Genomic DNA, 24,621 nt, shown 5'->3' with positions numbered 1-24,621 from the left:
CCCCTCGTAATCGAACGGTCTCGGAATTGAACACCGTTCAAGTTGAACGGCGTTCACGTTAGGCACCGCACTCGGCTACTGTCAAAGCGAAACACCGCGTCGAACGGGCAGGGGTAGGAAGTGCAGCTACGCAGGCAGGACGTCCTGGACGGTGCAATAGCCATTCTCGACGAGTACGGCCTCGCGGATCTGACCATGAGACGCCTGGCGACCTCGCTGCACGTCCAACCCGGAGCGCTGTACTGGCACTTCCCCAACAAGCAGACGCTGCTGGGAGCGATCGCAGATCACATACTGTCCGGTGTCGACGCACCGTCGACGGAAGACCTCTGGGACGCGCAGATCTCGCAGATCGCACATCGGCTCCGCGATGCGCTGCTCTCCCGGCGCGACGGAGCCGAACTGGTCGCCTCGACCTACGCCTCGCGGCTCACCACCAACCGCATTCGTGAACGCATCGCCGCGGTCTGCATTCGTGCCGGGTTGCCCAGAGTCGACGCCGAACTGACCGCCGATACGCTGCTGTACTACGTGCTCGGCCATACCGTGGACGAACAGGCTCGGCTACAGATGGACTCGGCCGGGGCGCTGACCGCCGACGCGTCCCCGATGTTCGAGCGCCCCGATCCCACCAGCAAATTCGACTTCGGTCTCCGACTCTTTCTGGACGGCGTGCGCCACGCCGCGTCCGAACCACGCTCCGTCAGGATTCGGTGAACACGATTCGGTCGCGTCCGTTGTCCAGAGTCATCGTGTCGTCTTCTCTGGACCATTTCGGCTTCGAGGACAGAAACTCCGACAGCCACCGATCCTGCTCCGTGAGCTCGGCCGGGCACCCCATCCGCGTGGTGCCCAGGGAATCGACAGTGAGCGTCCCCAGCGAGGTGTCGACGGTGCCGAACAACCTGTTGCATCCGGCTTCGGCCGAGATGCGGTCGTCCGCGAACTCGAGCCGAATCGTCGTGCCCGAGACCGGAGTGTAGGAACCGTCGGCATCGACGGACGTGTAATTCTTGTCTGCCGGGAACTCCCCGTACGAATCGGTGCAGCCCGAGGCCAACACAATCACGCCGCAGGCGAGAGCGAGTAGTGCCCGACGCGCGTCAGCCACCGAAGATCGGCCCCAAACCGGCCGCACCGGCATTTCCGCGGGAGGCAAACGGGTTGTCGTGCACCATGTACGTCCACGTCGACGTCGGTCGGCGCAAACCGGCATTGTCGAGATCGATTCCGTCGGAGGTGATCTCGGCCGACTCGAATGTCGCGTGGGACAGATCCATGGCCTTGGCGGAGACCGTCTTGAAGGCCTCCACTGCAATTCGGTGGTACTCGTCGAGTGGATTCTCGCGCCCCAGGGCACGGAGGTGGATGCTCTCACGTACGTCCGCCAGGTGCGCAAGGTAGTCCGACCACGCGCGGTCCAGGTGATGGAGAACGATTCGGCGGGCGACCACCACGAGGGTCTCCTCCGACACGTTCTTACGGAGTTCCTTCGATCGCGTCGGCGACTGCTCCTCGAGCAGGGCCAACGCCTCTCCGGTGCTCAGCAACGCCGCCCTACGACGATCCAGAATGTCCCGATGCTGCGCCGTCAGTTGGTTGTAACGCCAGGTACGAGAATGTATGGCGAGCATCTGACCTTCGGCGATTCGCTGGGCATGATCGACTCGATCGGCTGCGGCGGCAGAGGTGAACAAGCCGCTGTCGTCGACGCCTTTCGGTGCGGCCTTGTCACCGATGTTGTTCTTGACGACGTCGTCCTCCCAACTGCCGAAGAACACCGAACGGCCCGGGTCGCCCTGCCTGCCCGCACGTCCTCGCAATTGATTGTCGAGCCGCTCGGTGGTGTGGCGTCCGGTGCCGACGACGAACAGCCCACCCAACTCTGCGATGCGGTCGCGGTCACTCCCCTCGGGTCCCCCGAGCTTGATGTCGGTTCCGCGCCCGGCGATCTGCGTCGAGACGGTCACTGCTCCGTGCACGCCCGCCGCAGCGATGACCGCGGCCTCCTCGGCGTCGTTCTTGGCGTTGAGTACGACGGCGTCCACACCGGATTCCGCGAGGATCGCCGCCAGCGTCTCCGATTCCGCGACATCGTGGGTTCCGACGAGTATCGGTTGCCCGGTCTCGTGAATTTCCTTGACCTGCTGCGCAATTGCGGCATTCTTGTGCTCGACCGTGTCGTACACCCGGTCGACCTCGTCGACCCGCACCGTCGGCACGTTCGGCTCGATGACCGAGACGCCGAGACCGTAGAACGTGCGCAGCTGCTCCCCCGCCGCCATTGCCGTGCCGGTCATTCCACACACGGTGGCGTATCGGTTGATCAGTGCCTGCACCGTGATCGTGTCGAGAATTTCACCGGTCTCGGTGGGCTCGAGCCCCTCCTTGATCTCCACGGCCGCCTGTAGCCCGTCCGGCCAACGCTGCAGGTCCGCCACTCGGCCACGGGAAGCGTTGATCAGCTGAACACGTCCGTCACGCACGATGTAGTCGACATCGCGTTGCACCAGCACCTGGGCGTGCAGCGCGACGTTGACCGCAACGAGGGTCGAACCGACGTGCTGTTCGGAGTAGAGATCGATTCCGCCGAGCTCCTTCTCGAGCCGAAGCGCGCCCTCATCCGTGAGGAACACGTTGCGTCCTTCGGCATCGGTGTCGAAGTCGATCCCCTTGTGCAACAGGCGAACTGCGTCCATCACCGTGGAGGTCGACACGTCACCCGATACCGAGCCGGCCAACACCAACGGCACCAATGCTTCGTCGACCAACACCGAGTCGGCCTCGTCGATCAGTGCGACATCCGGAACCGGCGACACAAGATCGGCACGGTCGTCGACCAAATGGTCGCGGAGAACATCGAATCCGATCTCGTTGACCGACGCGTACGTGATGTCGCATGCGTAGGCGTCACGACGTTCCTGCGCGGAGGACGACTCGGCGATGGAACCGACGGTGATACCCAGAGCCTCGAACAGCGGTGCCATCCACCGCGCATCACGTTGTGCCAGAAAGTCGTTGACCGAGATGACGTGGACCTTGCGACCGGACAGAACGTATCCCACCGCGGCCACGGCCCCCGACAACGTCTTTCCTTCACCGGTCGCCATTTCCACCACGTCACCGGCGAGAAGTCGCTCGGCTCCGAGAATTTGTACGTCGAACGGTCGCATGCCGAGCGTGCGATCGCTCGCCTCACGCGTCAGCGCCAGGTACCGCGGAACGTCGAGTTTCGACGCGCTCGGGGCCCGTAACGCCGCGACCTCGGTGGCCAGTTCGGCATCCGACAGGGCCGATGCCCAGCTCGCATGGTCTCCGGCCTGCTCGACGCGCCGACGCGAGGCGCTCTGCGCCTTCTGCGCGGAGCGGCCGAGTACACGCCAGAATCGGTCGGAGCCCACAGCCATCTGTCATCCCTACTCGAGAAAGTACGTGATCTTCTCTCCCACAGTACCGAGTGCCGATTGCCCACTACCCCGCGTCGAGCGGCATGGTCACTGCGATTCTGCGCGAGCGGTAGTGGGACTGTCCCTGGGCGAAGAAGTCTCGGGTCTGCTGCAGGTCGGAGATGGCGGCGCAGTCCCCAGCCGTGACGGCCGACGCGCTGATCGCCACTCCGAACATCGAGAACCGAACAGAAGCATGGACAAACCGACGGGTAGGTATTACCGTCTTCCACTAATCAACTAGTGAAAGGTTTCTGGTGATCGCCTACCGTATCGATCGTCAGTCCGGCATTCCCACCTATGTCCAACTGATACTGCAGACCAAACAGGCTCTGCGACTGGGAACACTCGCCGTCGGTGACCGACTACCGACAGCAAAAGAAGTGGTCACGGCGCTGGCCATCAATCCGAACACCGTCCTCAAGGCGTACCGAGAACTCGAACGCGACGGGCTGGTCCAACCTCGAACCGGTGCGGGGACGTTCGTCGTCGCCTCGCTGGCAAAACCCGGTATGGCCGAACGATCGGCGCTCGAGACCGAACTCGATCGCTGGATCCGACACTGCACAGCCGCCGGACTGGACAGACCCGACCTCGAGGCCATCGTCACCGCCGCCCTCGACAGCCAATTCGACCGAACCGAAAGAGACGAAACATGACCGACGCGGTGCTCACCATGGACGAGGTGGTCAAATCGTTTCGCCGGAAGACCGTCCTCGACGGATGCTCGTTCGCAGTCGAAAGAGGAAGCGTCACAGCTCTGGTCGGCTCCAACGGTGCCGGCAAGTCGACACTGCTGTCACTGGCCGTCGGCCTGCTGACACCGGACAGCGGAACCATTCGGGTTCTCGGCGAGAGTGTCAGCCAACGCGGAATCTCACCCGGCCTGTCCTACCTGGCCCAGCACAAACCTCTCTACCCACACTTCACCGTCGCCGAACTGCTGCGATTCGGCCGAAACACCAACTTGCACTGGGACGATGCGTACGCGAAGGAAATCGTCGACGCCGCCGGAATCGCTACCTCCGCTCGGGTCAAGTCCCTCTCCCCCGGCCACCGCACGCGGATTGCCCTCGCGCTGGCACTCGGGCGGCGCCCCGAAGTGCTGCTGCTCGACGAGCCGCTCGCCGATCTCGACCCGGTCGCTCGCAGGGCGGTGGCACGCACCCTGATGCGCGACGCAGCCGAGAACGGTACGACGATCGTGTTGTCCTCGCACGTGCTGTCCGAGCTCGTCGACGTCGCCGACCGGCTGTTGTTGCTGCGCGGTGGGCGAATGCGGCTCGACGGAGACCTCGACGCCATCACCGCCGACCACTACCTTCTCGTCGGCAGCTCTGACGCCGACCCGACGGTCGAGGACGGCACCATCGTGTCCGAGGTGTTCGGTTCCGGTGCAACCACATTCGTCGTACAGGGCAGCAGACCGAGAACAACACCACCGGGGTGGGTAGTCGAGAACGCCACCCTCGACGACGTAGTACTCGCCCACCTCGGAATGGAGACCACCTCATGATCTGGGTGACTTGGAGACAATTTCGCGCGACCATCCTGTTCGGCGTGTTGACGCCACTTCTGTTGGCTGCGATCACGATTGCCATCACCGTGATCGACGGTGGTGTCGTTCCGACTACCTATCTCGCAGGCTGCCTCTCTTTCGAGGCAACAGACTGTGCTGCGGAGACCGCGCAAACCATAGCGATACTTCTTGCGATCGTCCTTCCTGTCGTTCTCGGTGCGTTCGTCGGAGTCACCGTGTTCTCTCGCGATCTCGAGCGTCGCACCCATGTACTCGGTCTGAGCCAGTCCGTGAGCAGACGACGGTGGTACGCCGTCCGCTTACTCGTGGTATTCGTTCCGACCGCTGCATCCATGACGTTGCTCGGATGTGCGCTGTATGTGGCGAAATATCAGACCACACCGGAACAGGTCGCAGTTTCGTTCTCCGGCGCGGGCGACTCCCGCTTGGAGTTCCCCATTTTCGGGGCAACAGGATTCATCACCGGCGCGTACACGGCAGTCGGATTGATGCTCGGTTCGGCATGCGCTCTCGCCATGAGAAACACGATTGCTGCAATGATCACGACCGTCATCGTGTCGACAGCATTACTGGCGCTGCTGCCGACGCAGATACGCGAGCACTTTGCGACTCCTCAGGTCGAAAGAGTATCGCTGGAACAGAAGACGAACGAGATGTACGGGGGCACTCCGGATTACTACAGACCGCTCGACTCGATCAGTTTCTTCTCGCGATGGGATTTCTCCGCGGACTACGTCGACAGCAACGGCAGTCCGGTCTCCATCGACTACGCAGACTGCAATTGGAGCCGAAACTATCGAGAAATGGACGAATTCGAGACGGTGGCCGAATACGAGGAGTACTCCGAGCGCCAGAGCGAGGAGAGTCGGCGAATTCAGCTGGAGTGCATTCGGGATCAGGGTGCCGAGGCCTTCGAGACGCGTTATCACGAGGACAGATTGTTCTGGCGGTTTCAGGCGATCGAGTCGGCGTTGTCGTTGGTGGTTGCCGGGCTTCTCGGGGGCGCGTCACTCCTTCTGCTGCGACGGCTGCGTCCCTAGGGCAGGTCTGCCGCCGCTACCTCGGCGCTGAAATCCCGAGCGGTTTCCGATTCTTGATCACTGTGGCCACGAGGGCGGGGAGGCCGAGGACCAGAACCAAGATTCCGACCACGAGTGCAGCAGTGGACCACGGCCAGGACACCCCCAGCTGATCGGCCAGGGTGATTGCGCCGACGATGCCGAGGATCCAGGCGAGAAATTCGATTCGGCGAACGCGTCGGGTTTGCGGATCCGAGGTTGCCCACCACGCACCGACGGACGAACACGCGAGGGCGCACACGAGCAACCAGTACTCCGCCATCTCGGCCTCCTCGAAGTCGATGGTGTGATCAGGGTAGTTCGCGTGCCGCCCGTCCGTTCACAATTGTGCGACCAGCAGTGGCAGACCCACCGCGGCCGTTGTGCGCCATCGGTGGTCGGCCATGTCGGATACCTCGGTCTCGACCGGGTTGATCTCGACCACGGTTGCGCCCGCACTGCGTGCGACGGCGGGCAGTCCGGCGAACGGGTACACCACGCCCGACGTACCGACCACGAGCACCAGATCTGCGGCGCGTACGGCATTCTCGGCTGCTTCCCACTCCTGTTCGGGCAGCGATTCGCCGAACCACACGGCCCCGGGACGGATGAGTCCGCCGCACCGGGGACAGTCCGGCGGCGGAACCCGCTGATCTGCGTCGATCAGAATGTCGTCGTCCAGAATGTCGTCCAGAATGTCGGGGTCGTCGAGTTCCGCGCGCACTCCACACTCGCTGCAGTACGGCTCGAAGAGGCTTCCGTGTACGTGTGCGAGCACTGCGGACCCGGCTCGTTCGTGCAGATCGTCGACGTTCTGGGTCGCGATGTCGACCTGCGCACGCTGCTGCCATTGCGCGACGGCGCAGTGGCCGGCGTTGGGTTCGGAACGACGAACCAGTGCTGCACGCCACCGGTACCAACCCCACACGAGGTCGCTGTCGGCAAGCCAGCCCTCGGGGCTGGCGAGGTCCTTCGGACCGAAGTCCTGCCACAGACCGGTCTGGGCGTCGCGAAATGTTGCAATTCCGGATTCGGCAGAAATTCCATAGCGGGTGTTGTCACACGACGCGAGCCTCGGCACCCAGAGCAGATGCTTCAGTCGTTGTCGCCCTGCTCATCGGCCAGTCGTCGCTTCGCTTCGTCAAGCTCTTTACGCGCTTCCGACAACGTCAGATTCTTCGAGAACAACGCCGTGTGTTTCGTGACCAAGTCGTCCATTCCCACCACGGCTTTGGCAGCGAGGTCGTAGCGACGCGCTGCCATTGCCCTCTCGTAAGCGTCTCGATACTGCGCCAGCAGATCCTCGGTTTGCCCGTCAGCGAGTAGTTCGTCGCCGCGCCGCTGGGTTTCTGCCGCTTCATCCTCGTTCGTCATGGATCGGACAGTACCTCGCTCGATACCGTATGGTCCGCTTCATCATCAACAACGGCACGGGGGTACGTAGTGCGGGGTATGTGGATAGCTGGCTCGGCTCTGGTGGTGCTGGCTCTGTCGGGTTGTTCCGACTCCGGAGACAGTGCCACCCCATCGACACCCGAAACAACGGTGCGCGCTGCGCCGATCACGTCGACCACAGCACCGGCAGCAGCGCCAGCGACGACCGCAGAGCCGACCGCTCGCAACGTCCCCGCAGGATTGGTCTCGGAATCTACGTGGACCGGCGACTGGCCGTTCACGGTGCCGGAGGGCTCGCTGATGTGCGGACAACCGAACCGCGTGACCTTCACAGCCGATGGGACGATCTACGCGCTCAACGGCGCAGCCAAGTCGGCGGGTGCGTTCGATGACGTTGCGGCGATCTGGAAAGAGTCGGACTTCCCCGGCGTCAGGGTCGACATCGGCCCGATGATCCAACGGGGTCTCGAACTCTGCTGAGTTCGCACGGTTCCGACGTCCCGGCGGCGCTGCAGGCGCACAATCGAGCTATGAGCGATGCGGAGCAGTACGAAAGGCGTCAGCGCCTAGCGATGAAGCGAGAAGAGGTGGCGGACTTCCACGCCGCCAGGGGCAGGCTACTCGGATATCTGACAGACCCACAGCGCCTCCAGGACGTGACGCCCGGGCTTCCGGCCAGCCGTGAACTTGTGCGCGAGGTGCGCGCATTCGTGGACGCGGTGCAGATAGTGCGGGATGCGGAGCTGGGTTTGGATTTCAAGCCCGACGGCACTATTGACGAGGTCTCACCGGGAGTTACCGAGAAGCAGTAACACCCCAAGCCGTAGCGTTTCACGAACAGTGCATGAACATACAGAGAGCAGTGCTCGCGGCTGCATCGAAACTCCGGTAAGCTCTGTAGATTTGGGCTCAGAACAGTGGTCCAGATACAGAGAAATCTCAAAAACTGGATTTGTACCCTATTTCACCTGCGGCTTAAGCCTCTGACCAGGGCGTTTCCTGGGGATCTTTCGCTCAGAGAGAGATATCCGGCCGGGAGCCGGGGTCGGCCGCGACCTCTGAGTTACCGTCACCTAACCGCCCCCCTACCCTCTCGGCCGCTGGATGGGTCTGCATGACCATGCACTGCAGTGAATGGAGCGGATCGCCTAGTCTCGATCGGCTGTCCAGAAGCACATCGGAATAAGCTGTGGGACAGTGGAGTTCAGTAGCTACCAACTACTTGAGAGCACAGGGGCAATCCATGTACGCAGACACTCCACTGGGCGGGCCGGACCTCGCACCGACCGACACCACCGAGCAGGCCGAGACCAGCAGGCTCGAAGCCGTTGCTAACGCAGTCGTTTCGATCGCAACATCGAAGCAAGCAATCTTGTTGTACAGAACAGCATTCACAGCATTGGTTGTGGGAGTAGCACTGTCGATGGCAGTGGCAGCACACGTGCTGGTGCGAGGGGTGCAGCTCACTGCCAATGCAGCTCTGTTGGCTTGGTGGATGGCAGACTTCAGTATGTTATTGGTGTCCGTGCTCTGCACTGCTTCCTGGCGCTGCAGGCGTCGACCACACGTGTGGCACGTGGACTTCAGCACATCATCATGGTTCAACGTGCAAGCGGCACAGCGTGTGTGGGAGTGGAGCGCCCTGCGGGCAGTGTGAGAGCGCCGGTCAATCGAGCCGGGAGCCGCGCGGTCTGGACCCTGCTCGGCGAGAACCGCTCGGCCGGTACCAGTCGTGAATCACTGCCGCCACCTGAGCAGGGCGCTCGTGTGCTGCCCGTTCCAGACACACGTCGATACCGGGATTGCACACCTTGAAAACTGCACCAGCACTTGAGTACTCAGCGTGCAGCTCGGCCGATACGAATGTCGAAACGATGTAGATATCACGAGACTCGGTCGAAGCGTTGGACCTGAGCAGGCTGGTTATCAGCGCCGTCCGAGCTGCAGCGAGTGCCATCCTCACATCGGGCGGGTAGGTCCGTTCGTTGAAACCCACGGCAGCTCCGAGCGCGTCGTAGTCGATGATGAGATCCCGGTTCGGTATGGCCTGTTCAGCGACCCACGTGCTTTTTCCGCTGCAGGGTGGGCCACTCACTACCCACACGGTCATAGTCGGCGCTCCTGCGTTGATCTGGGGCTGGTTTCTAAGCCCTCTGCCCGGCCGGAGGATCCGCAAAATCTGTCGGCCGGAAGAGGGGCGAGCGGCTCGGGTGAGCAACGGAGGACCTGAGCGCTCAGCTAAAGCTCGACCCCGGCGGTATCGAGGCGGACCACCGGAGCCGAGCAGTGCAGTCGGGGTGGCCAGAACACCCGTCCTGCGGTGTGCACAACCGAGTTATCCAGCGAGGCTATGGCGTTGGCCCATGAAGAAACTCGGTTGTGCGCTAAGCCCTCTCGGAGCCTGAGAGCCCGTGCCCAGCGGACAACTCCGAGAGGGTAACCCGAAACGTGATGCCGCGCTGCCTACTACAACAGCCGCCAGTCTCGGGAAGACTTGTTAGGCCGCAGTCGCGACGTTCAGGGCGCGGAATCCGTTCGGGTTGACCAGATCTCCGCCGTAGCGTGCCCAGAGGATCATTCCGCGCTGGCCGGTGGGTCGGCGGTTCGCTCCGAAAAGCTGGGGCACCAGTTCGAGCGTCGTACCGAGCCGGTTGACCACCACGTAGTTGTCCCACGATCCGTAGATCAGGATCAGGTTCGCTGCATCCGTCACCGCCGGGTTGAACGAGTCCAGGTTGCTCAGCTCTTGCAGCGGACGCGAGAGCAGCTGCCCGGTGTTGATCTCCGGGAACTTCGGCGATCCGTTGCCGCTCTCGTGCTGGCGCAGCAGGTTGATGATCGAGAGGTTCGCCACCCACCGAGCATTCGGCTGAAACCTCGGAGGCAGAGAGCCCTGCAGGTTGTACACGTCTGCAGCGGTCAGCGTTTCAGCAGCGCCCGGGTTGAGCACGTACGGAGCGCCAGCGGCCGCGAGAGCGGTCACGATGCCCTTCGGCTGGCCGACGCCGGAGCCGTGGGTGAATGCCTGAGCGGTGAGCTGTTCGAGCGAATCGACCAGCAGGGTTCGGACCTCGGAGAGAAGCTGTGGAGCGTCCCCCTCGACCTCGAACGACCAGGGCACGAACGCGTCGGCCTTGTGAACCGGAATGACCGGGTTGGCGATCGTGGGAGACGCGTCGGCCATTTCGGTGGCTTCGGGAGTCCACTCGGCGGTAGCGCCAGCGCTCGACAGACCCCGGTAAGCCTGCCCGGTGATCGTGACGTTCTTCGCGATCTCGCGAATCGGGTTGACCGAACCGCCGGAAGTGAGAACGATCTGCGGATCGAGCACGAGCGGAACGGCGTAGCCGCCGGATGCCGGGGTGCCCTCGTTCAGCGCTCGCGAGGTTGCCTGAGCGGTCTGGAATGCGCTCAGCTCCGATCCGGTGAACAGACGGTGCCCATTCTCGGGGTCGCCGAGCAGCTTCTCGAAAGCCGTTCGGTACTCGGGGTTTCCGACTGCCTGCAGGTACCGAGTCTCCTTCGATCCTTCCGCGCCGATCAGCTTCTCGACCGTGTCAGCCGCGTCGGCAGTGAACAGCTTTGCCTTCACGTCGGATTCGAGCGTGCGCATGATCTGGTCGCGGGTCGGGCTGGCGTTGACGGTGCGGCGGTCCTGGGTCGCGCCGACGTTGCTGCCGTGCTCCGAGCTGCGCTCACCGGAGGCCAGTTGGGCTTTGACGGCTGCAGCGCGTGCGTCGATATCCTCGACCTGCTCGGTGATCTCGTCGAAGCGCTCGGCGGTCTCGGGGTCGCTGAGATCCCCGGTGTCGCGCAGCTCTTCGAGTTCGGCAATCAGGTCGTCCCGGCTCTCCCGGCGGTCCGCAGCGGTGTCTGCTGCGTTCTTACGGCGTCGTGCCATTATCGTGTTCCTTTGAGTGTGAGCAGCCGAATTATCCGGTCTGCGGTAGCTTGTGAAAGTGTTGCGGCGCTGCGTACTCCAACGCTCGTTTGCTTGTACGCGGGTCGGCCGACTGGACCGGCTTCGCTCATGCGTACTTCCTTGATTGTTCGCCGGATCGGGCCTCGGTCGCCCGCGTCGTACAGCAGTTCGCGCAGTTCGGCTGGCCGGATCAGGTTGCCCTTGTTGTCGCGCCACTCGTCGCGGATCACGACGAACGCGAACGACATACCGGTCACAGCGCCCGCTTCGATCGCCTGGCGAACAGGCTCGACTACGGGATTGTCGAACAGCTCCCCTTCGACGTAGAGGCCCTGAGCATCTTCGCGGAGGGTTGTGTACTTGCCGATCGGGGTGGTTCCGACGCGGGAGTCGCGCCCGTGGTCCCACTGCATCAGCGGGTTCGGGTTGTCGCGGATCGAGTTCCGAAACGAGCCCTTGGCGAGCCGTTCGATGAAGTTGCCCTCCCACGAGCGGATCTCGGTATCGGCACCGAACACAGCCGCGTAGCCGGACAGGGTGCGGCCCGTACCGTCAGCGCTGTCGCCGGAGCGAGTAAGCTCGAAAGGGGTATCGCGAACGACCCGTGAATGTCTCTGAGACATAACGGTTCTCATTCATTTGGAGTGATTTTCTGCACACCGGTGACACCGGGCAGAGCATGAGCCTGTTCACCAGCTTCTCTGCAGACCGGCCCTCGGGGCTCGCAGTCCAGACGTGCTCGGTGAATCTCTGTGCAGCTCGCACTCTACCCGGTGCCGTTGTTACACGCCAGATTTCAGCAGTCGAGTTTCGAGAGATCGTCCGGTGTCGAGATCCACTCTCCGGCCTTGGCGTCGAACTCGGGGTCGGTGAGCGCTTCCCGGTCGACCACGGCGTAGACGATGCCCGCTGCGGAGAACTCGATCGACTCGCCCACAGTCTCGGCCGTCGTACCGGGGTTGTCGAGCATCACCCGCTGAGTCGCCGGATCGAGCCGGGCGAACGCTTCGCGCAGCAGTGCTGCAGTGTTCCGCTTTACGGTGTCCTCGGTGGTGGTCATGCTGTTGCTCCTTGCAGATCGTGGCCACAGTTCGGGCAGAATTTGACTCGTGTCGTTGTTTTCGGGCTTCGCTTCACGCGGGATTCGGGTGCCGCTTCCTTGGCGCAGATTCCGGAACCGCAGCACGCGGACCGTTTGCCGTTGATCTGCCGGAACTCGATCAGCTCACCCTCGCCGATAGGACGCATGCAGGCTTTGCACGTCGACTTGTACTTCGCAGGGAACGGCACAGTCATTCGCTCCCTTCGTCGCTCGGATCTCGGTGGACGTAGCGAATTCGATCTCCACAGCGGCGTAGGTGCCCGAACTTGAGCTGCCGCAGCACTTCCCACTCGTAGTAGCCAGCTCGGCACAGAGACTCCATGGTCTCGCCTGTCACGTGCGCTCGCACCCTGGCCAGCAAACTTTCGGTCCTGGTCACTGACGCGCTCCGATCGAGGGGTGGATCTCCTCGCGAGCTTTGGTGTACGTCGTGACCCGCAGCAGACCGCTACGCCCGTGCACCTCTCGCAGGCGCGCTCGTTGGCTCCCGGGGGCGCTCGCAATATAGGCCTCCGACTCGGCATCGGTAAGACGCTCGACTCTGTCAAAGCTGTTGTGGCTCATGCTTTTCCAATCTGTTGAAAATGATTATCGGTTTGAATGTGATCGTGGCTGGCCGGTAGTATCGAGCTACCGCACACCGTTCGACCGTTGGAGGTTTTCGATGACTGCACCCGCTGAGGCATTCCGCACGAAGTGGATCTGGATTCCCGAGATCGGCGAAGAGTTCGCACCCGCCGACCCGAGCCGGAATCTTCCCGATCGGTACCACGTCGGCATCGTGTCCGTCGGTCGGCCGGGCAGCCGGTGGAATCGCAAGACTCCGTATCCGACCGTCTGACCGACCCGTCCCGAACCAGCCCTGAGTGCAACGCTCAGGGTTTTTTCGTGTCCATTGGTAGATCAATGACCGATTGGTGGGTTCCGGCTCTCTTTGCGGCTTCCAGCGGGTCGGAATCGGCATGTTCGAGCCAGGCTTCGACCTGTGAGAGCGCTTGCTGCAGCGCTGCGTCGGTCTCTTGCCGTCCGATCGCTGGAATCCGGACACTTTCCGAATGCCAGTAGGTCGGAATCCCGAATTGTTCACCGAGTGAGGTAATTGCGATTTGTTGCAACACCTGAGCGTGAAACGGATTGCGCTGCGATGGCGTAACCACCGGAACTTCATCCTCGGTGAATTTCAAACCACCGGTATCGGTCAGGTACCGACCGCCCCACTTCATTTCGCCCGACAATTGCAGCGCTGTTTCTCCCATCCATTCGGGCTTTATGACAAATGCATCTTCTTTCACGTCGATGTGGAACATCATCGGATCGAGATCGACCTCGCGTGTCGGCACGGTCCCGGGTGGCGCTGCTGCTGCCCGTTCCATCGCTGCGGCTCGCCTGACTTGCTCGTCATCGGAGCCCGAGCCCGGCGCGGGAGCGCGAAGCAGCGACCCGCCAGCCGGGAGCGAGGGCAGGCTCGATCGAGAATCTTCTTTGGATTCGGAACTCTCTTCGTTCTGTTCCGTTCCATTCGATTCTGTTAGCACGTGGCCGTCTGCGTGTACGTCTACGGGTGCGTACACGTGTACGGTCTGCTCTTTCTGCCATTTCGCCAGCTCACCGTCCTTGTGACAGGACCAACCGGGGTAGTGAGCGCACTCACGATGGTTGCCGCGTCGGTGGCGTGCCCAGTCAGCGCCCCTGCGTTCGTTCTTGGCGATCTCGTCGGCCGTGAGTTGCTCCGACCAGTCGACCTGCCACCCGCCGGGAACGACCTTGAGGAGTCCGTGCTCGACCAGGAGGCCGACGGCGTCGAGCGGTTCGGGGTGCAGAGTCGCGCTGCGCAGCTTCTTCTCTTTCACGAATCCGTTTGTCCGGGAATTCATGCAGTAGACCAGCAATTCGACAAGCGCCAGCAATGCCGACCGCATACCGTGGTCGTACACGAATTCATCGGCAGGCTCGCGGCTGAAGAAATGCGGCGGGATAATGGGTCCGTAACTCATTGTGCATTCTCCTGCTGTAGTTTCCGCTCGGCTCGCAATTCCGCGACATAGTGCGTCTGGCATTTTCCGCGACTTCTTTTCGGCTTCTCGCAACCCAATTCGGAGCACACGTCGATCCCGAGACGCCGGTTGCTCGTGCGGACTGCCGACTCGGCGTCGGTCGATTGGTTCTCGTGCGGGAAGCGCACACCGAGCACTTGGCCGTAGGTTTTCACGGCCGAACGAGCAGGGCTGAGATGCGCGCTCGCTGCTCTGCGCTGAGAGGTGGTGCGCTGGCGACGATCTCGCGAACACGGTCGGATATCTTGGACGTGGCGAGTTCGGTTTCGAGTTCGGTGTGATCACGATCGGGATAGCAGCGCCGACTGACACCGAGCTTGCCGCCGAGAGATTGGGTCTGCCTGGAAACGGACATAGTTGTGCCTCACAAGGGATTTCGAGTTCCTTGCGGGGCAGTGTGAGAGTTGCGCCGACTCCGCGTGCTCACATCTTCCGCTTGGTTTGCCTTCACAGGTCCTGGGCGTACTTCACCTTGGACGGGTCGGTCACCGCCACTTCAGCTGTAAACAACATTAATGTATGAATCTCGATCGTGCGTCTGGACAACCTGTCCGAGTGCATACCACCAGCTCAGCGGCTACAGTGAGGGTGCGCGGTGTTCCCATTGCCTTGGGCCGCGCCGGAGGGTGGTTCCTCCACAACACCGAACCGGACCCGTCGAATCTCCCAGGCCGGTCCTCACTATTCCTGGCGACGGGGCCGGTTCGGTTGCGGCCCTCGTGAGTCCTTCGACTCAGATTGTCAGTCACTCGTCGTTGCGCAGCAGCATGATCGACGCCGGTCCCCTGCTGATGTCCCAGAACTTCACCGACTCGCGGTCGAACTCGCGCAGGCCCCGGCGGGTCGGCTGTATCTCGATCTTCAGGCACGCGCGGACGAACTCACGGCGCTGCTGCACGTCGGCACCGTCCCACGTCACCTTCGAGTCCCATACCAGGGCATGCAGGATCGGGTTCGTAGCCACCGATGCGGCCCGCTCCCGTGCGGCCTCGATCTTCGGAGCCAGATCCTTCTCGATCGCAGTCAGGCGCGCAATAGACAGGTCCCCTGCGGTGTACGCGGCGTCGGCATCGGCCAGCAGCTTCTCCAGCCGCGCGGCCTCCTCCAGGTGCTGGTGCGCGGCGTCGGGCTGCTCCGGCTCGGCCAGGAAACCCTCGATGCGCCACTGCTCGATGATGTAGCGCACGTGCAGCTCGGTCAGATCGTCCACGGGCTGAGCCTGGCGCGTCACATGCCCTGTGGGACAACGATACTGGGGAACCTTCCCTGCCTCGTGCCGGTGCTGCCAGTTGATGGTCTGGTGGCACCGGTAGCAGGTCGCAATGCCCGTCAGCAGGTGCTTGACCTCCGCACCGCGCCGGGGATTGGGGTCCGATGCGTCGCGGTACCGGGCGACGATCTGCAGGTGCTCGGCCTCGGAGATGATCGCGGGCCACACCGCCGGAGCTTCCATCCTCTCACCGCGCAGCACGCGAATACCGGCCAGCGACTCGCGCAGCAGCATCTGCCGCAGGGTGACCTGCCGCCACGGTTTGCCCGTGCTCGTGGTCAGCCCAGCGGCGTTCCAGCGCTTGATAATTCGGTTCATGCTCGTCGTGCCACCCAGTAGACCGTCGACAGCCTCGCGGATGGCCTGAGCGGCGACGGGATCGAGTTCCCACGTCCTGGCACCGGTTTCGGGGTCGAACACGCGCCGGTAGCCGAACCCCAGCTGCCCGTGCACCTTGCCCTGAGCGGCCCGGGCGTCGACATCGCGCTTGACCCGCTTTCGAGTCTTCGCAGTCTCGTAGACGGCCGACACGTGGCTCTGGTTAGCCTGCTGCTCATCGTCGGGGTCGTCAAGATCGAGCAGCCGGGTACCGGTGAACAGGCGCACTCCCCTGCTGCGGCACAGCTCGACCAGCGCGGCCCACTCGTCGGTCCGGCGGGTAGCTCGCGAGATCTCCCACACCGCCAGAATGTCGCCGGTTTCCAGCACCGTCGTGAGCTGGGCATAGCCCGGGCGCTCTTTGGTCGAGAACCTGCTGGCACCGATGCCAACGTCGGTCACCACCGGGCCGATGATCCACCCGCGCGCCACCGCTTCGGCCTGCAGCGCATCCACCTGCTGCTCGACCGACTTACCGACTCCGCTGCGGTCGAAACTCACGCGGGCGTACGTGACCATCCGGGGTGTGCTCATACCGGGAGTGTGCCACGAACACCCCTTATCGAATATCCGTTTCGGCCGACATGCCGGCCCCGGTCAGAACGACGATGCGCGATGCCGCTCGCGCTGCGTCCACGATGGGCTGCGGAACGGTGTCGACCGTCTGCTCGTGCGAATGGGTCACACAGCTATTGTGCCAACCGGTGTTCGCTCACGCGCTACCGTGTGGGCATGAGCATCGACACCGATACCCGCACGCGGCGACGCTGGCCCCTGTGGACCGCAGCGTTCACCGCTGTGGTCGTGGTGGTGGCCGTCGGTGTTCTGTGGCTCGCCCCGAGTCGCTATCTACCGTGGGACACCGAATCGTTCCCCGAGGTGAACAGCGCCGAGTTGACCGTCGACCAGGCCCGTGTGGTGGACCTGCTGCGAGTCGAGCACGAGAAGCAGCGTCCGGGAACCTTCTATGCAGAGGGCGTGGACGAGGCCTGGTGCGCCGACTTCGTCAGCTGGATCATGAAGGAAGCGGGCATGCCGTTGTCGAATCCCAATTCGGGTTCGTGGCGCATTCCCGGCGTCTACACGCTGCAGGAGTACTACCAGCAACAGGGACGGTTCGAGACCGTCGGCAACTACACGCCGTCGGTGGGTGATGTGGTGTTGTACGACAACTCCAGTTGGGTCGGTCAGCACACCAACGTCATCGTGGCTGTCGACGGCAGCGAGGCCGTCACCGTGGGCGGGAACGAAGCCGGCAAGATCAGGATTCACACTCTGAATTACGAATCCGACTCGGGTGTAGTCGGATTCGGCCGATTGGCATCCTGAGGGCCGTCATTGCAACGGGGTGCTGGAACGGTCGCCGAGTGATCGCGCCCCTCCGTCTCTCTTCGCTCTGTACAGCAACAGGTCGGCTCGGTCGAAACAGTCGTAGAGCGATTCCCCCGGACGCAATGTCGTGTAACCGGCAGAGAATGTCTGCTCGTCCGGAACGACGGCTGCGAGTTCGGTCAGCACGGTTGCCATCGTCGTCGACCCGGTATCGGGCATCGCGATGGCGAATTCCTCCCCGCCCCACCTGGCGACATACGCTCGTCCTGCAAGCAATTGCATTGCGGCAGTCGAGAACTGGACCAACAGGCGATCGCCGCGGCCGTGTCCGTACTTGTCGTTGAACGACTTGAAGCGATCGAAATCGATCATCGCCATGGCCAGCGACACGTCGACTCCGCGCGGGGTCGTCAACTGAGACAACCGATCTCGCCATCCACGCCGATTGAGCAGCCCGGTCAGGGGATCGGTCAGCGCAGCCTCCCGTAGGTCGTCCTCCAACCGCCGCCGGTCGGTGACGTCGTGCACCACCGCCATGGTCCATCGTCGGCCGTCCGGGCCGGGGACCTCACTGGCCGACACCCAACCCCACCGCACCGTGCCGTCGGGGTGCAGGTATCGCTTCTCGACGTGCACCGATTCACCACGAGCCTCGGCGTCGTCCATCATCTGTTCCATCGCCGCGTGCTGGTCCAGGTCGTCGGGGTGGGTGAATTCACGGGAGGATCGGCCCCACAGTAGGTCCCTGGGGCACCCCACGATTGCCGCATAGGCCTCGTTCGCGAGCAGCAGCAGTCCCTGTTCGTCGGCGAGTGCCATTCCGACCGTGCTGGCCTCGAACATCTCCCGATACCAGCGATCGGCGTCGACCATGATTGTCCGGTTCACTTCCTCGAACGGTGCGAGCCACATCGATTCACACGACACACCGACGATACGCCGCCGTGGGGGCCCGAACGGTATCCGGCGATCGATCTTGACCTTGACGCTACGTCAACGTTCACACTGGACGCATGAGAATCGGATCCCTCGCCGATGCCGCCGGAACGACCCCGCGGACCGTGCGCCACTACCACCGACTCGGCTTGCTCGCCGAGCCTCGGCGGCTGTCCAACGGCTACCGCGAGTACACGATCGACGACGTCGTTCGGCTCATGCGAATCCGATGGTTGGCCGAGTGCGGAATGCCGCTGGGCGCGATAGCGGCAGTGCTCGACGGAATCGCGACGGACGAGCCCGACGCGGTCGCGGACCTACGAGCCCTGCTGGCCGGCATCGAGACCGAGCAGACGGCATTGGCACACAAGCACAGTCGTTTGTCGGGGTTGCTCGACGACGCTGTCGAACGGCGTCCTCTGACCGCGCTCCCACGAGATGTGGCCGCGACGTTCGGGTCCTTGCTCGATGCAGCGGACGAACGGGACCGGCCCGCGCTGATCCGCGAACGCGATCTACTCGAAGTGATGGCAATTTCGGGCCGCGTCCCGGCGGCATTCTTCGAGACGATGTCCGCCGCACTCGGCGATCACTACCTACGTCGCAGATACCTGGTGCTGCTGAGGCGCTTCGGCGCTCTCGAGGGTAAGAGCGTCGCCGAATCCGAGGACGACATCGACGCGCTGGCCGACGAATTGGTGTCCATACTCGATGTCGAGTCTTTGGCTCCGGTGCCCGAGTCGGCTGCGCTCGGTACCGACTCGACCGGGCTGTTGAACATCGAGGACATCGTTCCCGACGCGGCCCAACGCGCCGTTGTCCTCCGCACCACAGCTCGTCTGCTCGACGGTGCGCATCCGGCAGGAACATCACAGTGACCCCGGATCGGGGTGTCCACGTCGGCAGATGGCAGGCACTGCTGTTGTGGGGACGCGGCCGCCATGCTCCGATCGTGGCCGACTCGGTCGTGTTCACCGCAGTGCGCGGAACGGGTGCCATGCCGTTGATGTTCGGTGTGGCCTCGGTCGTCGAGATCGTCGTCGTGCATCTCCTGGTGCCGTGGCTGTGGCTCGATATCGTGCTCGGTGCGCTCTCGGTCGTATCGATCGTTCTGCTGACCTCGGCCGCAGCCGTCGGCCGGGTGCACCCCCATGTCCTGACGCCCGAAGCACTCGTCCTGCGCAGCTCCGGCGAGGTCGTCGCCACGGTGGAGAGATCGGCGATCGTCTCGGCCCGACTCCATCGCCGGTTCGGCGTGGTGGCTCCCACTGTCCGCGACGACCGAGCCGCGTTACCGAATCAGGACGGCACGAATGTCGACATCACGTTGTCGACACGCACCACATTCGTCGTACCAGCACCCCTGCGTCGGTGGCGGGTCGACGGCACCGCGACGTCCATCGGCTTGTACGTGGACGATCCCGCAGCACTTGTCGCCGCGCTGTCCTCGGTGCCGGCCGACCGTGGGATGCGCCGGACCGACCTGCGGCGAGACCGGTGAGACCACGCTGTGAGAAACCGGCGACGAGCTAGGACCGGCACCGCAGTACGGACTCCGAGGAGTGCGTCACCGCGCGTACACGTATTGTTTGCTCAGAACGTCTTCTTGTTTGCGACGAACCTCGTCGTCTGCCGAGCAGCTTCCGAGACGAACACCACCGACCGTGACCGCCCGACCAGTGGTCGATCGACAGCCGGAGCCATTCCCCTTTCATGCAGGTACACCCGAGCGGCACCGATCACGAATCGGCAACCGATTCCGCGGCCCCGAGTTCGGTGTCGGCTCCCGTCGTGCCGCGACCGCCACAGCGCCAGGATCTGAACGGCCTGCGTGGTGTCGCCATCGCTCTGGTGGTCGTGTTCCACATCTGGATGGGCCGGGTGTCGGGCGGAGTCGATGTCTTCCTCACGCTGTCCGGCTTCTTCTTCACTGCGTCGTTGCTTCGATCGGCCGAGGCCGGTGCGAGCCTGAACCCGATCACCCGCATCGTTCGCGTGCTCCGCAGACTCGGACCGCCTCTGGCGCTCACCCTGTTGGCGGTAGCGGCCGCGTCGGTGTTCCTGCTACCGAGGACCCGCTGGGCCGACGTGGGCGACCAACTCGTCTCCGGCGTCTTCTTCTTCGTGAACTGGCAGTTGGCGACGACGGCCAACGACTACCTGGCGGCCGACCCCTCGGTGAGCCCGGTCCAGCACCTGTGGTCCGTCGCGGTGCAATTCCAGTTCTATCTGCTCGCGATTGCCGTCGTGTTCGGTCTCGCGTGGATTCGGCGCTCGATGCGACCGGAGGGACCGCGAAGTCTGCGACCACAGACCTTCGCCGTGATCTTTGCCGTCATCGCGGTGTTGTCGTTCGTGTATGCAGCGGACGGTGCTCGACGCCATCAGGCGTGGAACTATTACGACACGGGCGCTCGACTCTGGGAGATCATGCTCGGAGCGGCGGTCGCGGCCACGTTCGCGGCATTCGCCGGCAGAAGCACCGGGGCCGATGCCCGCGTGAGTCGGGTGGGATCGACCGCACGGGGCGCGCTCGCCGCCGGTGCGATATTCGTCGTCGTCGTCTGTGGATTCGTGGTGGACGGCGTCACCGCGTTCCCCGGTCCCCTGGCGCTGCTTCCGGTACTGGCCACTGTGGCGCTGATCGTCGCAGGCTCGAACACCGTGGTCGGCGCGACGTTGTCCAACCGGTTCTTCGCCTGGGTCGGCTCGATCGCGTTTCCGTTGTACCTGTGGCACTGGCCGCTGTTGATCTTCTACCTGTCGGCCACCGGCAGGTCCCACGCGGACATACCCGGCGGACTCGTCATCGTCGGTGCATCCGTCGCACTCGCGTGGCTCACCGTCCGCTTCGTGGAGCGTCCTACGCAGACCACCACATTCACTCCAGGCCGCATCGCGGTCACGGCCGTCGCCCTCGTTGCTGCCGTGGCGGTGACAGCCGGTTCCGTCGGCTGGAACGCCTACATCGAACGATCGATCTCGGCCGTGCAGGCCGACGAATCGGTCGACGAAGCCACGCACCCGGGGGCGCTGGAACTGACCGACGGCATTCGCGTCGAGCCGGCCGAGATGACGCCTCCCCTGTACTCCGCTCCCGAGGATCTTCCCGTCACCACCCTCGAGGGCTGCATCGCGGACTTCGAGACTCGCGACGCTCTGTCCTGTACCTACGGCGACGTCGATGCGGCCCGAACGATCGTGCTGGCGGGGAGCTCACACGCCGAGCACTGGGTGACGGCACTCGACACTCTGGGGCAGCGGCACGGCTTCAAGGTGGTCACGTTCGTGAAGATGGGGTGCCCGCTCAGCCTGGACACGATGCCGATGCTCGGGCAGAACGAGTACCCGGATTGTCTGGACTGGACCCGGACCGTGCTCGACGACGTCGCGTCGATGCAGCCGGAATACGTGTTCACCACGGCCACCCGGCCCCGCGACGACTTCCCCGGCGACTTCACCCCACCCTGGTACGTCTCGGTCTGGCAGCAGTTGATCGCCGACGGTGTCGGCGTCCTCGGTATCAGGGACACCCCGTGGCTCGCGTATCGAGCCATCGACTGCCTGGCCGACGGCGGCTCCGCCACCTCGTGCGGCATCCCGCGAGACGAGGCGCTCGACTCGGTCAACCCCGCTCTGGCGTCCTCGTTCCAGCTGAGCGGATTCTCCGCACTCGATCTCTCGGACGCGGTGTGCGACGACACCGTCTGTCGCGTCGAGCAGGGGAACGTACTGATCTATCGAGACGAGCATCATCTGACCGCCACCTACATCCGAACCCTGACCACCGAGCTCGGCCGGCAGCTCGGATCTGCGACCGGCTGGTGGGCCGGACCGTGAGCGGAGCGGCTCGCGCTCGGTAAGCCTGGTCCCACCCGTCACAGTAGGGTTGATCCATGCTGCACGACGCCTCCGACGACACGCCCGCCATCGCCGTATGGCCGGGATCCCCCTATCCACTGGGAGCGACCTACGACGGAGCAGGAACCAACTTCGCCTTGTTCTCCGAGGTCGCCGAGGCCGTGGACCTGTGCCTGATCGCCGAGGACGGCACCGAAACTCGTGTTCGCTTCGAGGAGTCCGACGGCTACGTCTGGCACGCGTACCTGCCCACGGTGGTGCCGGGACAGCGCTACGGCTACCGCGTCCACGGGCCGTGGGATCCCGCTGCCGGACACCGTTGTGATCCCAGCAAGTTACTGGTCGATCCATATGGCAAAGCATTCGAAGGGTCGTTCGACGGAGACCGATCGCTCTTCTCGTACAACATCGACATCCCGGCCGCCGAACCCGAACCCGTGGAGTCCGAAGACTCCGCAGCCGCGGATCCACTCGATGCCGAGGCCCAGTTCGAGGACGCGGCGGACCTCGCCGATCCGGACGGCGAGATCGTAGACGAGGCACCGATCGCCCACGACGACGAGCCGAACAACGATTTCCCGCAGCACGATTCGCTGGGACACACCATGACCACCGTGGTGATCAACCCCTTCTTCGACTGGCAGGCCGACCGCGCACCGAAGAGGCCATATCACGAGACGGTGATCTACGAGGCCCACGTCAAGGGCATGACGATCACCCACCCCGACATCCCCGAGGCCGAGCGCGGCACCTATGCCGGTCTGGCACATCCGGTGATCATCGAGCATCTGCAGCACCTGGGCGTCACCGCGATCGAGCTGATGCCGGTGCACCAGTTCATGCAGGACCAGGTACTTCTGGACAAGGGACTGCGAAACTATTGGGGCTACAACACCTTCGGATTCCTCGCGCCTCATGCGGAGTATTCCTCGCATCAGTCGCCCGGTGCCGCGGTGACCGAATTCAAGGCGATGGTCCGTTCGTTCCACGCCGCCGGCATCGAGGTGATCCTCGACGTGGTCTACAACCACACCGCCGAGGGAAACCACATGGGCCCCACCATCAGCTTCCGCGGCATCGACAACGCGGCCTACTACCGACTGGTCGACGGCGATCTCGAGCACTACATGGACTACACCGGGACGGGCAACAGTCTCAATGCTCGACACCCGCACACGTTGCAGCTCATCATGGACTCGCTGCGCTACTGGGTCACCGAGATGCACGTCGATGGATTCAGGTTCGACCTCGCGTCCACCCTGGCCCGTGAACTGCACGACGTCGATCGGCTGAGCGCGTTCTTCGATCTGGTGCAACAGGACCCGGTCGTCAGCCAGGTCAAGCTGATCGCCGAGCCGTGGGATGTCGGCGAGGGCGGATACCAGGTGGGTAACTTCCCCGGTCTGTGGACCGAGTGGAACGGCAAGTACCGCGACACCGTTCGCGACTACTGGCGCGGTGAGCCCGCGACGCTGGGCGAGTTCGCGTCGCGCCTGACCGGATCGTCGGATCTCTACGAGGCGACGGGCCGTCGCCCCGGTGCCAGCATCAACTTCGTCATCGCACACGACGGCTTCACCCTCCACGACCTGGTCTCGTACAACGACAAGCACAACGAGGCCAACGGCGAGGACAACAACGACGGCGAGAGCCACAACCGGTCCTGGAACTGCGGCGTCGAAGGCCCGACCGACGATCCCGAGATCCTCGATCTGCGTGCCCGCCAGATTCGCAACATCATGGCCACGTTGCTGCTCAGTCAGGGCACGCCGATGATCGCGCACGGCGACGAACTCGGCCGAACTCAGCAGGGCAACAACAACGTCTATTGCCAGGATTCGGAACTGGCCTGGATGGATTGGTCCCTGGCCGAGACCAACGCCGACCTGATCGAGTTCACCCGCAACGCAATCGCGCTGCGCAACGAGCACCCGGTGTTCCGCCGTCGCCGATTCTTCGAGGGCAGGCCCATCCGGTCGGGCGAACAGGCACGTGACATCGCCTGGCTCACCCCCGCAGGCGAGGAGATGACTCCCGAGGACTGGGACAGCGGTTTCGGCAAGTCGCTCACCGTGTTCCTCAACGGTGAGGGCATTCCCGAGCCGAATCAGCGCGGGGAGCGGGTGGTCGACGACTCGTTCCTGTTGTGCTTCAACGCACATCACGAGACGATCGAATTCGTCACCCCGGACGGAAACTACGCCAAGGAATGGACGGTCGCCCTCGATACGGCAGCGCGCACGGGAGCGGGTGAGAAATCGATCGAAGCGGGTACACCGGTGGAGGTCACCGCTCGATCCCTACTCGTTCTACGAAAGACTGCCTGA

The 24,621-nt window shown here is 63.6% G+C and carries 26 protein-coding genes; 12 read left to right on the top strand and 14 right to left on the bottom strand.

Annotation, left to right across the window (positions count from 1 at the left end; translation table 11 throughout):
- The first annotated feature begins 120 nt into the window (after positions 1–120).
- Positions 121–717 (top strand): TetR/AcrR family transcriptional regulator C-terminal domain-containing protein, encoded by a 597-nt coding sequence (locus E4P29_RS05475; RefSeq protein WP_135042564.1) that lies wholly within the window; start codon positions 121–123, stop codon positions 715–717.
- On the opposite strand, the gene E4P29_RS05470 is transcribed toward E4P29_RS05475, so the two are convergent.
- From E4P29_RS05470 to E4P29_RS25870, 3 genes are all read right to left on the bottom strand, one after another.
- On the bottom strand, positions 704–1,111 hold the full coding sequence (locus E4P29_RS05470) for an META domain-containing protein (protein WP_167735389.1): 408 nt from the start codon (positions 1,109–1,111) through the stop codon (positions 704–706). The two genes, E4P29_RS05475 and E4P29_RS05470, sit on opposite strands and share 14 nt — an antisense overlap.
- On the bottom strand, positions 1,104–3,407 hold the full coding sequence (gene secA2, locus E4P29_RS05465) for an accessory Sec system translocase SecA2 (RefSeq protein ID WP_135042560.1): 2,304 nt from the start codon (positions 3,405–3,407) through the stop codon (positions 1,104–1,106). Before secA2 ends, E4P29_RS05470 begins: the two co-directional genes overlap by 8 nt.
- 64 nt (positions 3,408–3,471) lie before the next feature.
- Positions 3,472–3,624, bottom strand: a complete 153-nt coding sequence (locus E4P29_RS25870; RefSeq protein WP_167735388.1) for a hypothetical protein — start codon at positions 3,622–3,624, stop codon at positions 3,472–3,474.
- Positions 3,625–3,703: 79 nt separating this feature from the next.
- On the opposite strand from E4P29_RS25870, the gene E4P29_RS05460 reads away from it, so the two are divergent.
- The 3 genes from E4P29_RS05460 to E4P29_RS05450 are packed head-to-tail and all read left to right on the top strand — an operon-like array spanning position 3,704 to position 6,026.
- Positions 3,704–4,105 (top strand): GntR family transcriptional regulator, encoded by a 402-nt coding sequence (locus E4P29_RS05460; protein ID WP_135042558.1) that lies wholly within the window; start codon positions 3,704–3,706, stop codon positions 4,103–4,105.
- A complete protein-coding gene (locus tag E4P29_RS05455; RefSeq protein ID WP_135042556.1) occupies positions 4,102–4,962 on the top strand; it encodes an ABC transporter ATP-binding protein in 861 nt (286 codons plus the stop codon). Before E4P29_RS05460 ends, E4P29_RS05455 begins: the two co-directional genes overlap by 4 nt.
- The gene (locus tag E4P29_RS05450; protein WP_135042554.1) at positions 4,959–6,026 is read left to right on the top strand and encodes a hypothetical protein; all 1,068 of its coding nucleotides are present in this window, start codon (positions 4,959–4,961) and stop codon (positions 6,024–6,026) included. Before E4P29_RS05455 ends, E4P29_RS05450 begins: the two co-directional genes overlap by 4 nt.
- Before the next feature lie 16 nt (positions 6,027–6,042).
- Here E4P29_RS05450 and E4P29_RS05445 read toward each other — a convergent pair whose 3' ends face one another.
- The 3 genes from E4P29_RS05445 to E4P29_RS05435 are packed head-to-tail and all read right to left on the bottom strand — an operon-like array spanning position 6,043 to position 7,418.
- Positions 6,043–6,327 (bottom strand): hypothetical protein, encoded by a 285-nt coding sequence (locus E4P29_RS05445; protein ID WP_135042552.1) that lies wholly within the window; start codon positions 6,325–6,327, stop codon positions 6,043–6,045.
- Positions 6,328–6,384: 57 nt separating this feature from the next.
- Entirely contained in the window at positions 6,385–7,125 is a 741-nt protein-coding gene (locus tag E4P29_RS05440; RefSeq protein ID WP_209205308.1) for an NAD-dependent deacylase, read from the bottom strand.
- Between the two features lie 14 nt (positions 7,126–7,139).
- A complete protein-coding gene (locus E4P29_RS05435) occupies positions 7,140–7,418 on the bottom strand; it encodes a hypothetical protein (protein ID WP_135042548.1) in 279 nt (92 codons plus the stop codon).
- 78 nt (positions 7,419–7,496) lie between these two features.
- On the opposite strand from E4P29_RS05435, the gene E4P29_RS05430 reads away from it, so the two are divergent.
- Complete coding sequence (locus E4P29_RS05430) at positions 7,497–7,919, top strand: DUF2511 domain-containing protein (protein WP_135042546.1); 423 nt, start codon at positions 7,497–7,499, stop codon at positions 7,917–7,919.
- A 50-nt stretch (positions 7,920–7,969) separates the two neighbouring features.
- A complete protein-coding gene (locus E4P29_RS05425; protein ID WP_135042544.1) occupies positions 7,970–8,251 on the top strand; it encodes a hypothetical protein in 282 nt (93 codons plus the stop codon).
- Between the two features lie 1,685 nt (positions 8,252–9,936).
- On the opposite strand, the gene E4P29_RS05420 is transcribed toward E4P29_RS05425, so the two are convergent.
- From E4P29_RS05420 to E4P29_RS05410, 3 genes are all read right to left on the bottom strand, one after another.
- Positions 9,937–11,340 carry a phage major capsid protein gene (locus E4P29_RS05420; protein ID WP_135042542.1) on the bottom strand — a complete coding sequence of 468 codons (1,404 nt, stop codon included), beginning with the start codon at positions 11,338–11,340 and terminating at the stop codon, positions 9,937–9,939.
- Positions 11,340–11,984 (bottom strand): HK97 family phage prohead protease, encoded by a 645-nt coding sequence (locus tag E4P29_RS05415; protein WP_135042540.1) that lies wholly within the window; start codon positions 11,982–11,984, stop codon positions 11,340–11,342. Before E4P29_RS05415 ends, E4P29_RS05420 begins: the two co-directional genes overlap by 1 nt.
- Positions 11,985–12,157: 173 nt before the next feature.
- Complete coding sequence (locus tag E4P29_RS05410) at positions 12,158–12,421, bottom strand: hypothetical protein (RefSeq protein WP_135042539.1); 264 nt, start codon at positions 12,419–12,421, stop codon at positions 12,158–12,160.
- A 706-nt stretch (positions 12,422–13,127) separates the two neighbouring features.
- On the opposite strand from E4P29_RS05410, the gene E4P29_RS25865 reads away from it, so the two are divergent.
- Complete coding sequence (locus tag E4P29_RS25865; RefSeq protein WP_167735387.1) at positions 13,128–13,304, top strand: hypothetical protein; 177 nt, start codon at positions 13,128–13,130, stop codon at positions 13,302–13,304.
- A 34-nt stretch (positions 13,305–13,338) separates the two neighbouring features.
- Here E4P29_RS25865 and E4P29_RS05405 read toward each other — a convergent pair whose 3' ends face one another.
- The 4 genes from E4P29_RS05405 to E4P29_RS26515 all read right to left on the bottom strand — a co-directional run bounded on the left by E4P29_RS05405 (position 13,339) and on the right by E4P29_RS26515 (position 16,850).
- Complete coding sequence (locus E4P29_RS05405; protein WP_167735386.1) at positions 13,339–14,370, bottom strand: hypothetical protein; 1,032 nt, start codon at positions 14,368–14,370, stop codon at positions 13,339–13,341.
- 298 nt (positions 14,371–14,668) lie between these two features.
- Entirely contained in the window at positions 14,669–14,872 is a 204-nt protein-coding gene (locus E4P29_RS05400) for a hypothetical protein (RefSeq protein ID WP_135042535.1), read from the bottom strand.
- Positions 14,873–15,262: 390 nt separating this feature from the next.
- Positions 15,263–16,684 carry a recombinase family protein gene (locus E4P29_RS05395; RefSeq protein ID WP_280634521.1) on the bottom strand — a complete coding sequence of 474 codons (1,422 nt, stop codon included), beginning with the start codon at positions 16,682–16,684 and terminating at the stop codon, positions 15,263–15,265.
- A 40-nt stretch (positions 16,685–16,724) separates the two neighbouring features.
- On the bottom strand, positions 16,725–16,850 hold the full coding sequence (locus E4P29_RS26515) for a hypothetical protein (RefSeq protein WP_280634520.1): 126 nt from the start codon (positions 16,848–16,850) through the stop codon (positions 16,725–16,727).
- A 47-nt stretch (positions 16,851–16,897) separates the two neighbouring features.
- On the opposite strand from E4P29_RS26515, the gene E4P29_RS05390 reads away from it, so the two are divergent.
- Positions 16,898–17,494: a CHAP domain-containing protein gene (locus tag E4P29_RS05390; protein WP_135042531.1), complete on the top strand. Its 597-nt coding sequence runs from the start codon at positions 16,898–16,900 to the stop codon at positions 17,492–17,494.
- 6 nt (positions 17,495–17,500) lie between these two features.
- On the opposite strand, the gene E4P29_RS05385 is transcribed toward E4P29_RS05390, so the two are convergent.
- The gene (locus E4P29_RS05385) at positions 17,501–18,409 is read right to left on the bottom strand and encodes a diguanylate cyclase (RefSeq protein ID WP_135042529.1); all 909 of its coding nucleotides are present in this window, start codon (positions 18,407–18,409) and stop codon (positions 17,501–17,503) included.
- A 101-nt stretch (positions 18,410–18,510) separates the two neighbouring features.
- On the opposite strand from E4P29_RS05385, the gene E4P29_RS05380 reads away from it, so the two are divergent.
- From E4P29_RS05380 to glgX, 4 genes are all read left to right on the top strand, one after another.
- Positions 18,511–19,311 carry a MerR family transcriptional regulator gene (locus E4P29_RS05380; protein WP_135042527.1) on the top strand — a complete coding sequence of 267 codons (801 nt, stop codon included), beginning with the start codon at positions 18,511–18,513 and terminating at the stop codon, positions 19,309–19,311.
- The gene (locus tag E4P29_RS05375) at positions 19,308–19,934 is read left to right on the top strand and encodes a hypothetical protein (RefSeq protein WP_135042525.1); all 627 of its coding nucleotides are present in this window, start codon (positions 19,308–19,310) and stop codon (positions 19,932–19,934) included. The genes E4P29_RS05380 and E4P29_RS05375 overlap by 4 nt, the downstream gene beginning before the upstream one ends.
- A gap of 212 nt (positions 19,935–20,146) precedes the next feature.
- Positions 20,147–22,273: an acyltransferase family protein gene (locus E4P29_RS05370; RefSeq protein ID WP_135042523.1), complete on the top strand. Its 2,127-nt coding sequence runs from the start codon at positions 20,147–20,149 to the stop codon at positions 22,271–22,273.
- A 56-nt stretch (positions 22,274–22,329) separates the two neighbouring features.
- Positions 22,330–24,621 carry a glycogen debranching protein GlgX gene (gene glgX, locus E4P29_RS05365; RefSeq protein ID WP_135042522.1) on the top strand — a complete coding sequence of 764 codons (2,292 nt, stop codon included), beginning with the start codon at positions 22,330–22,332 and terminating at the stop codon, positions 24,619–24,621.

The organism is Rhodococcus sp. 1R11, from assembly GCF_004563845.1.
In the GTDB taxonomy this organism is placed as follows: Bacteria; Actinomycetota; Actinomycetes; order Mycobacteriales; family Mycobacteriaceae; genus Rhodococcoides.
This window is presented reverse-complemented; position numbering and strand designations above follow the sequence as displayed.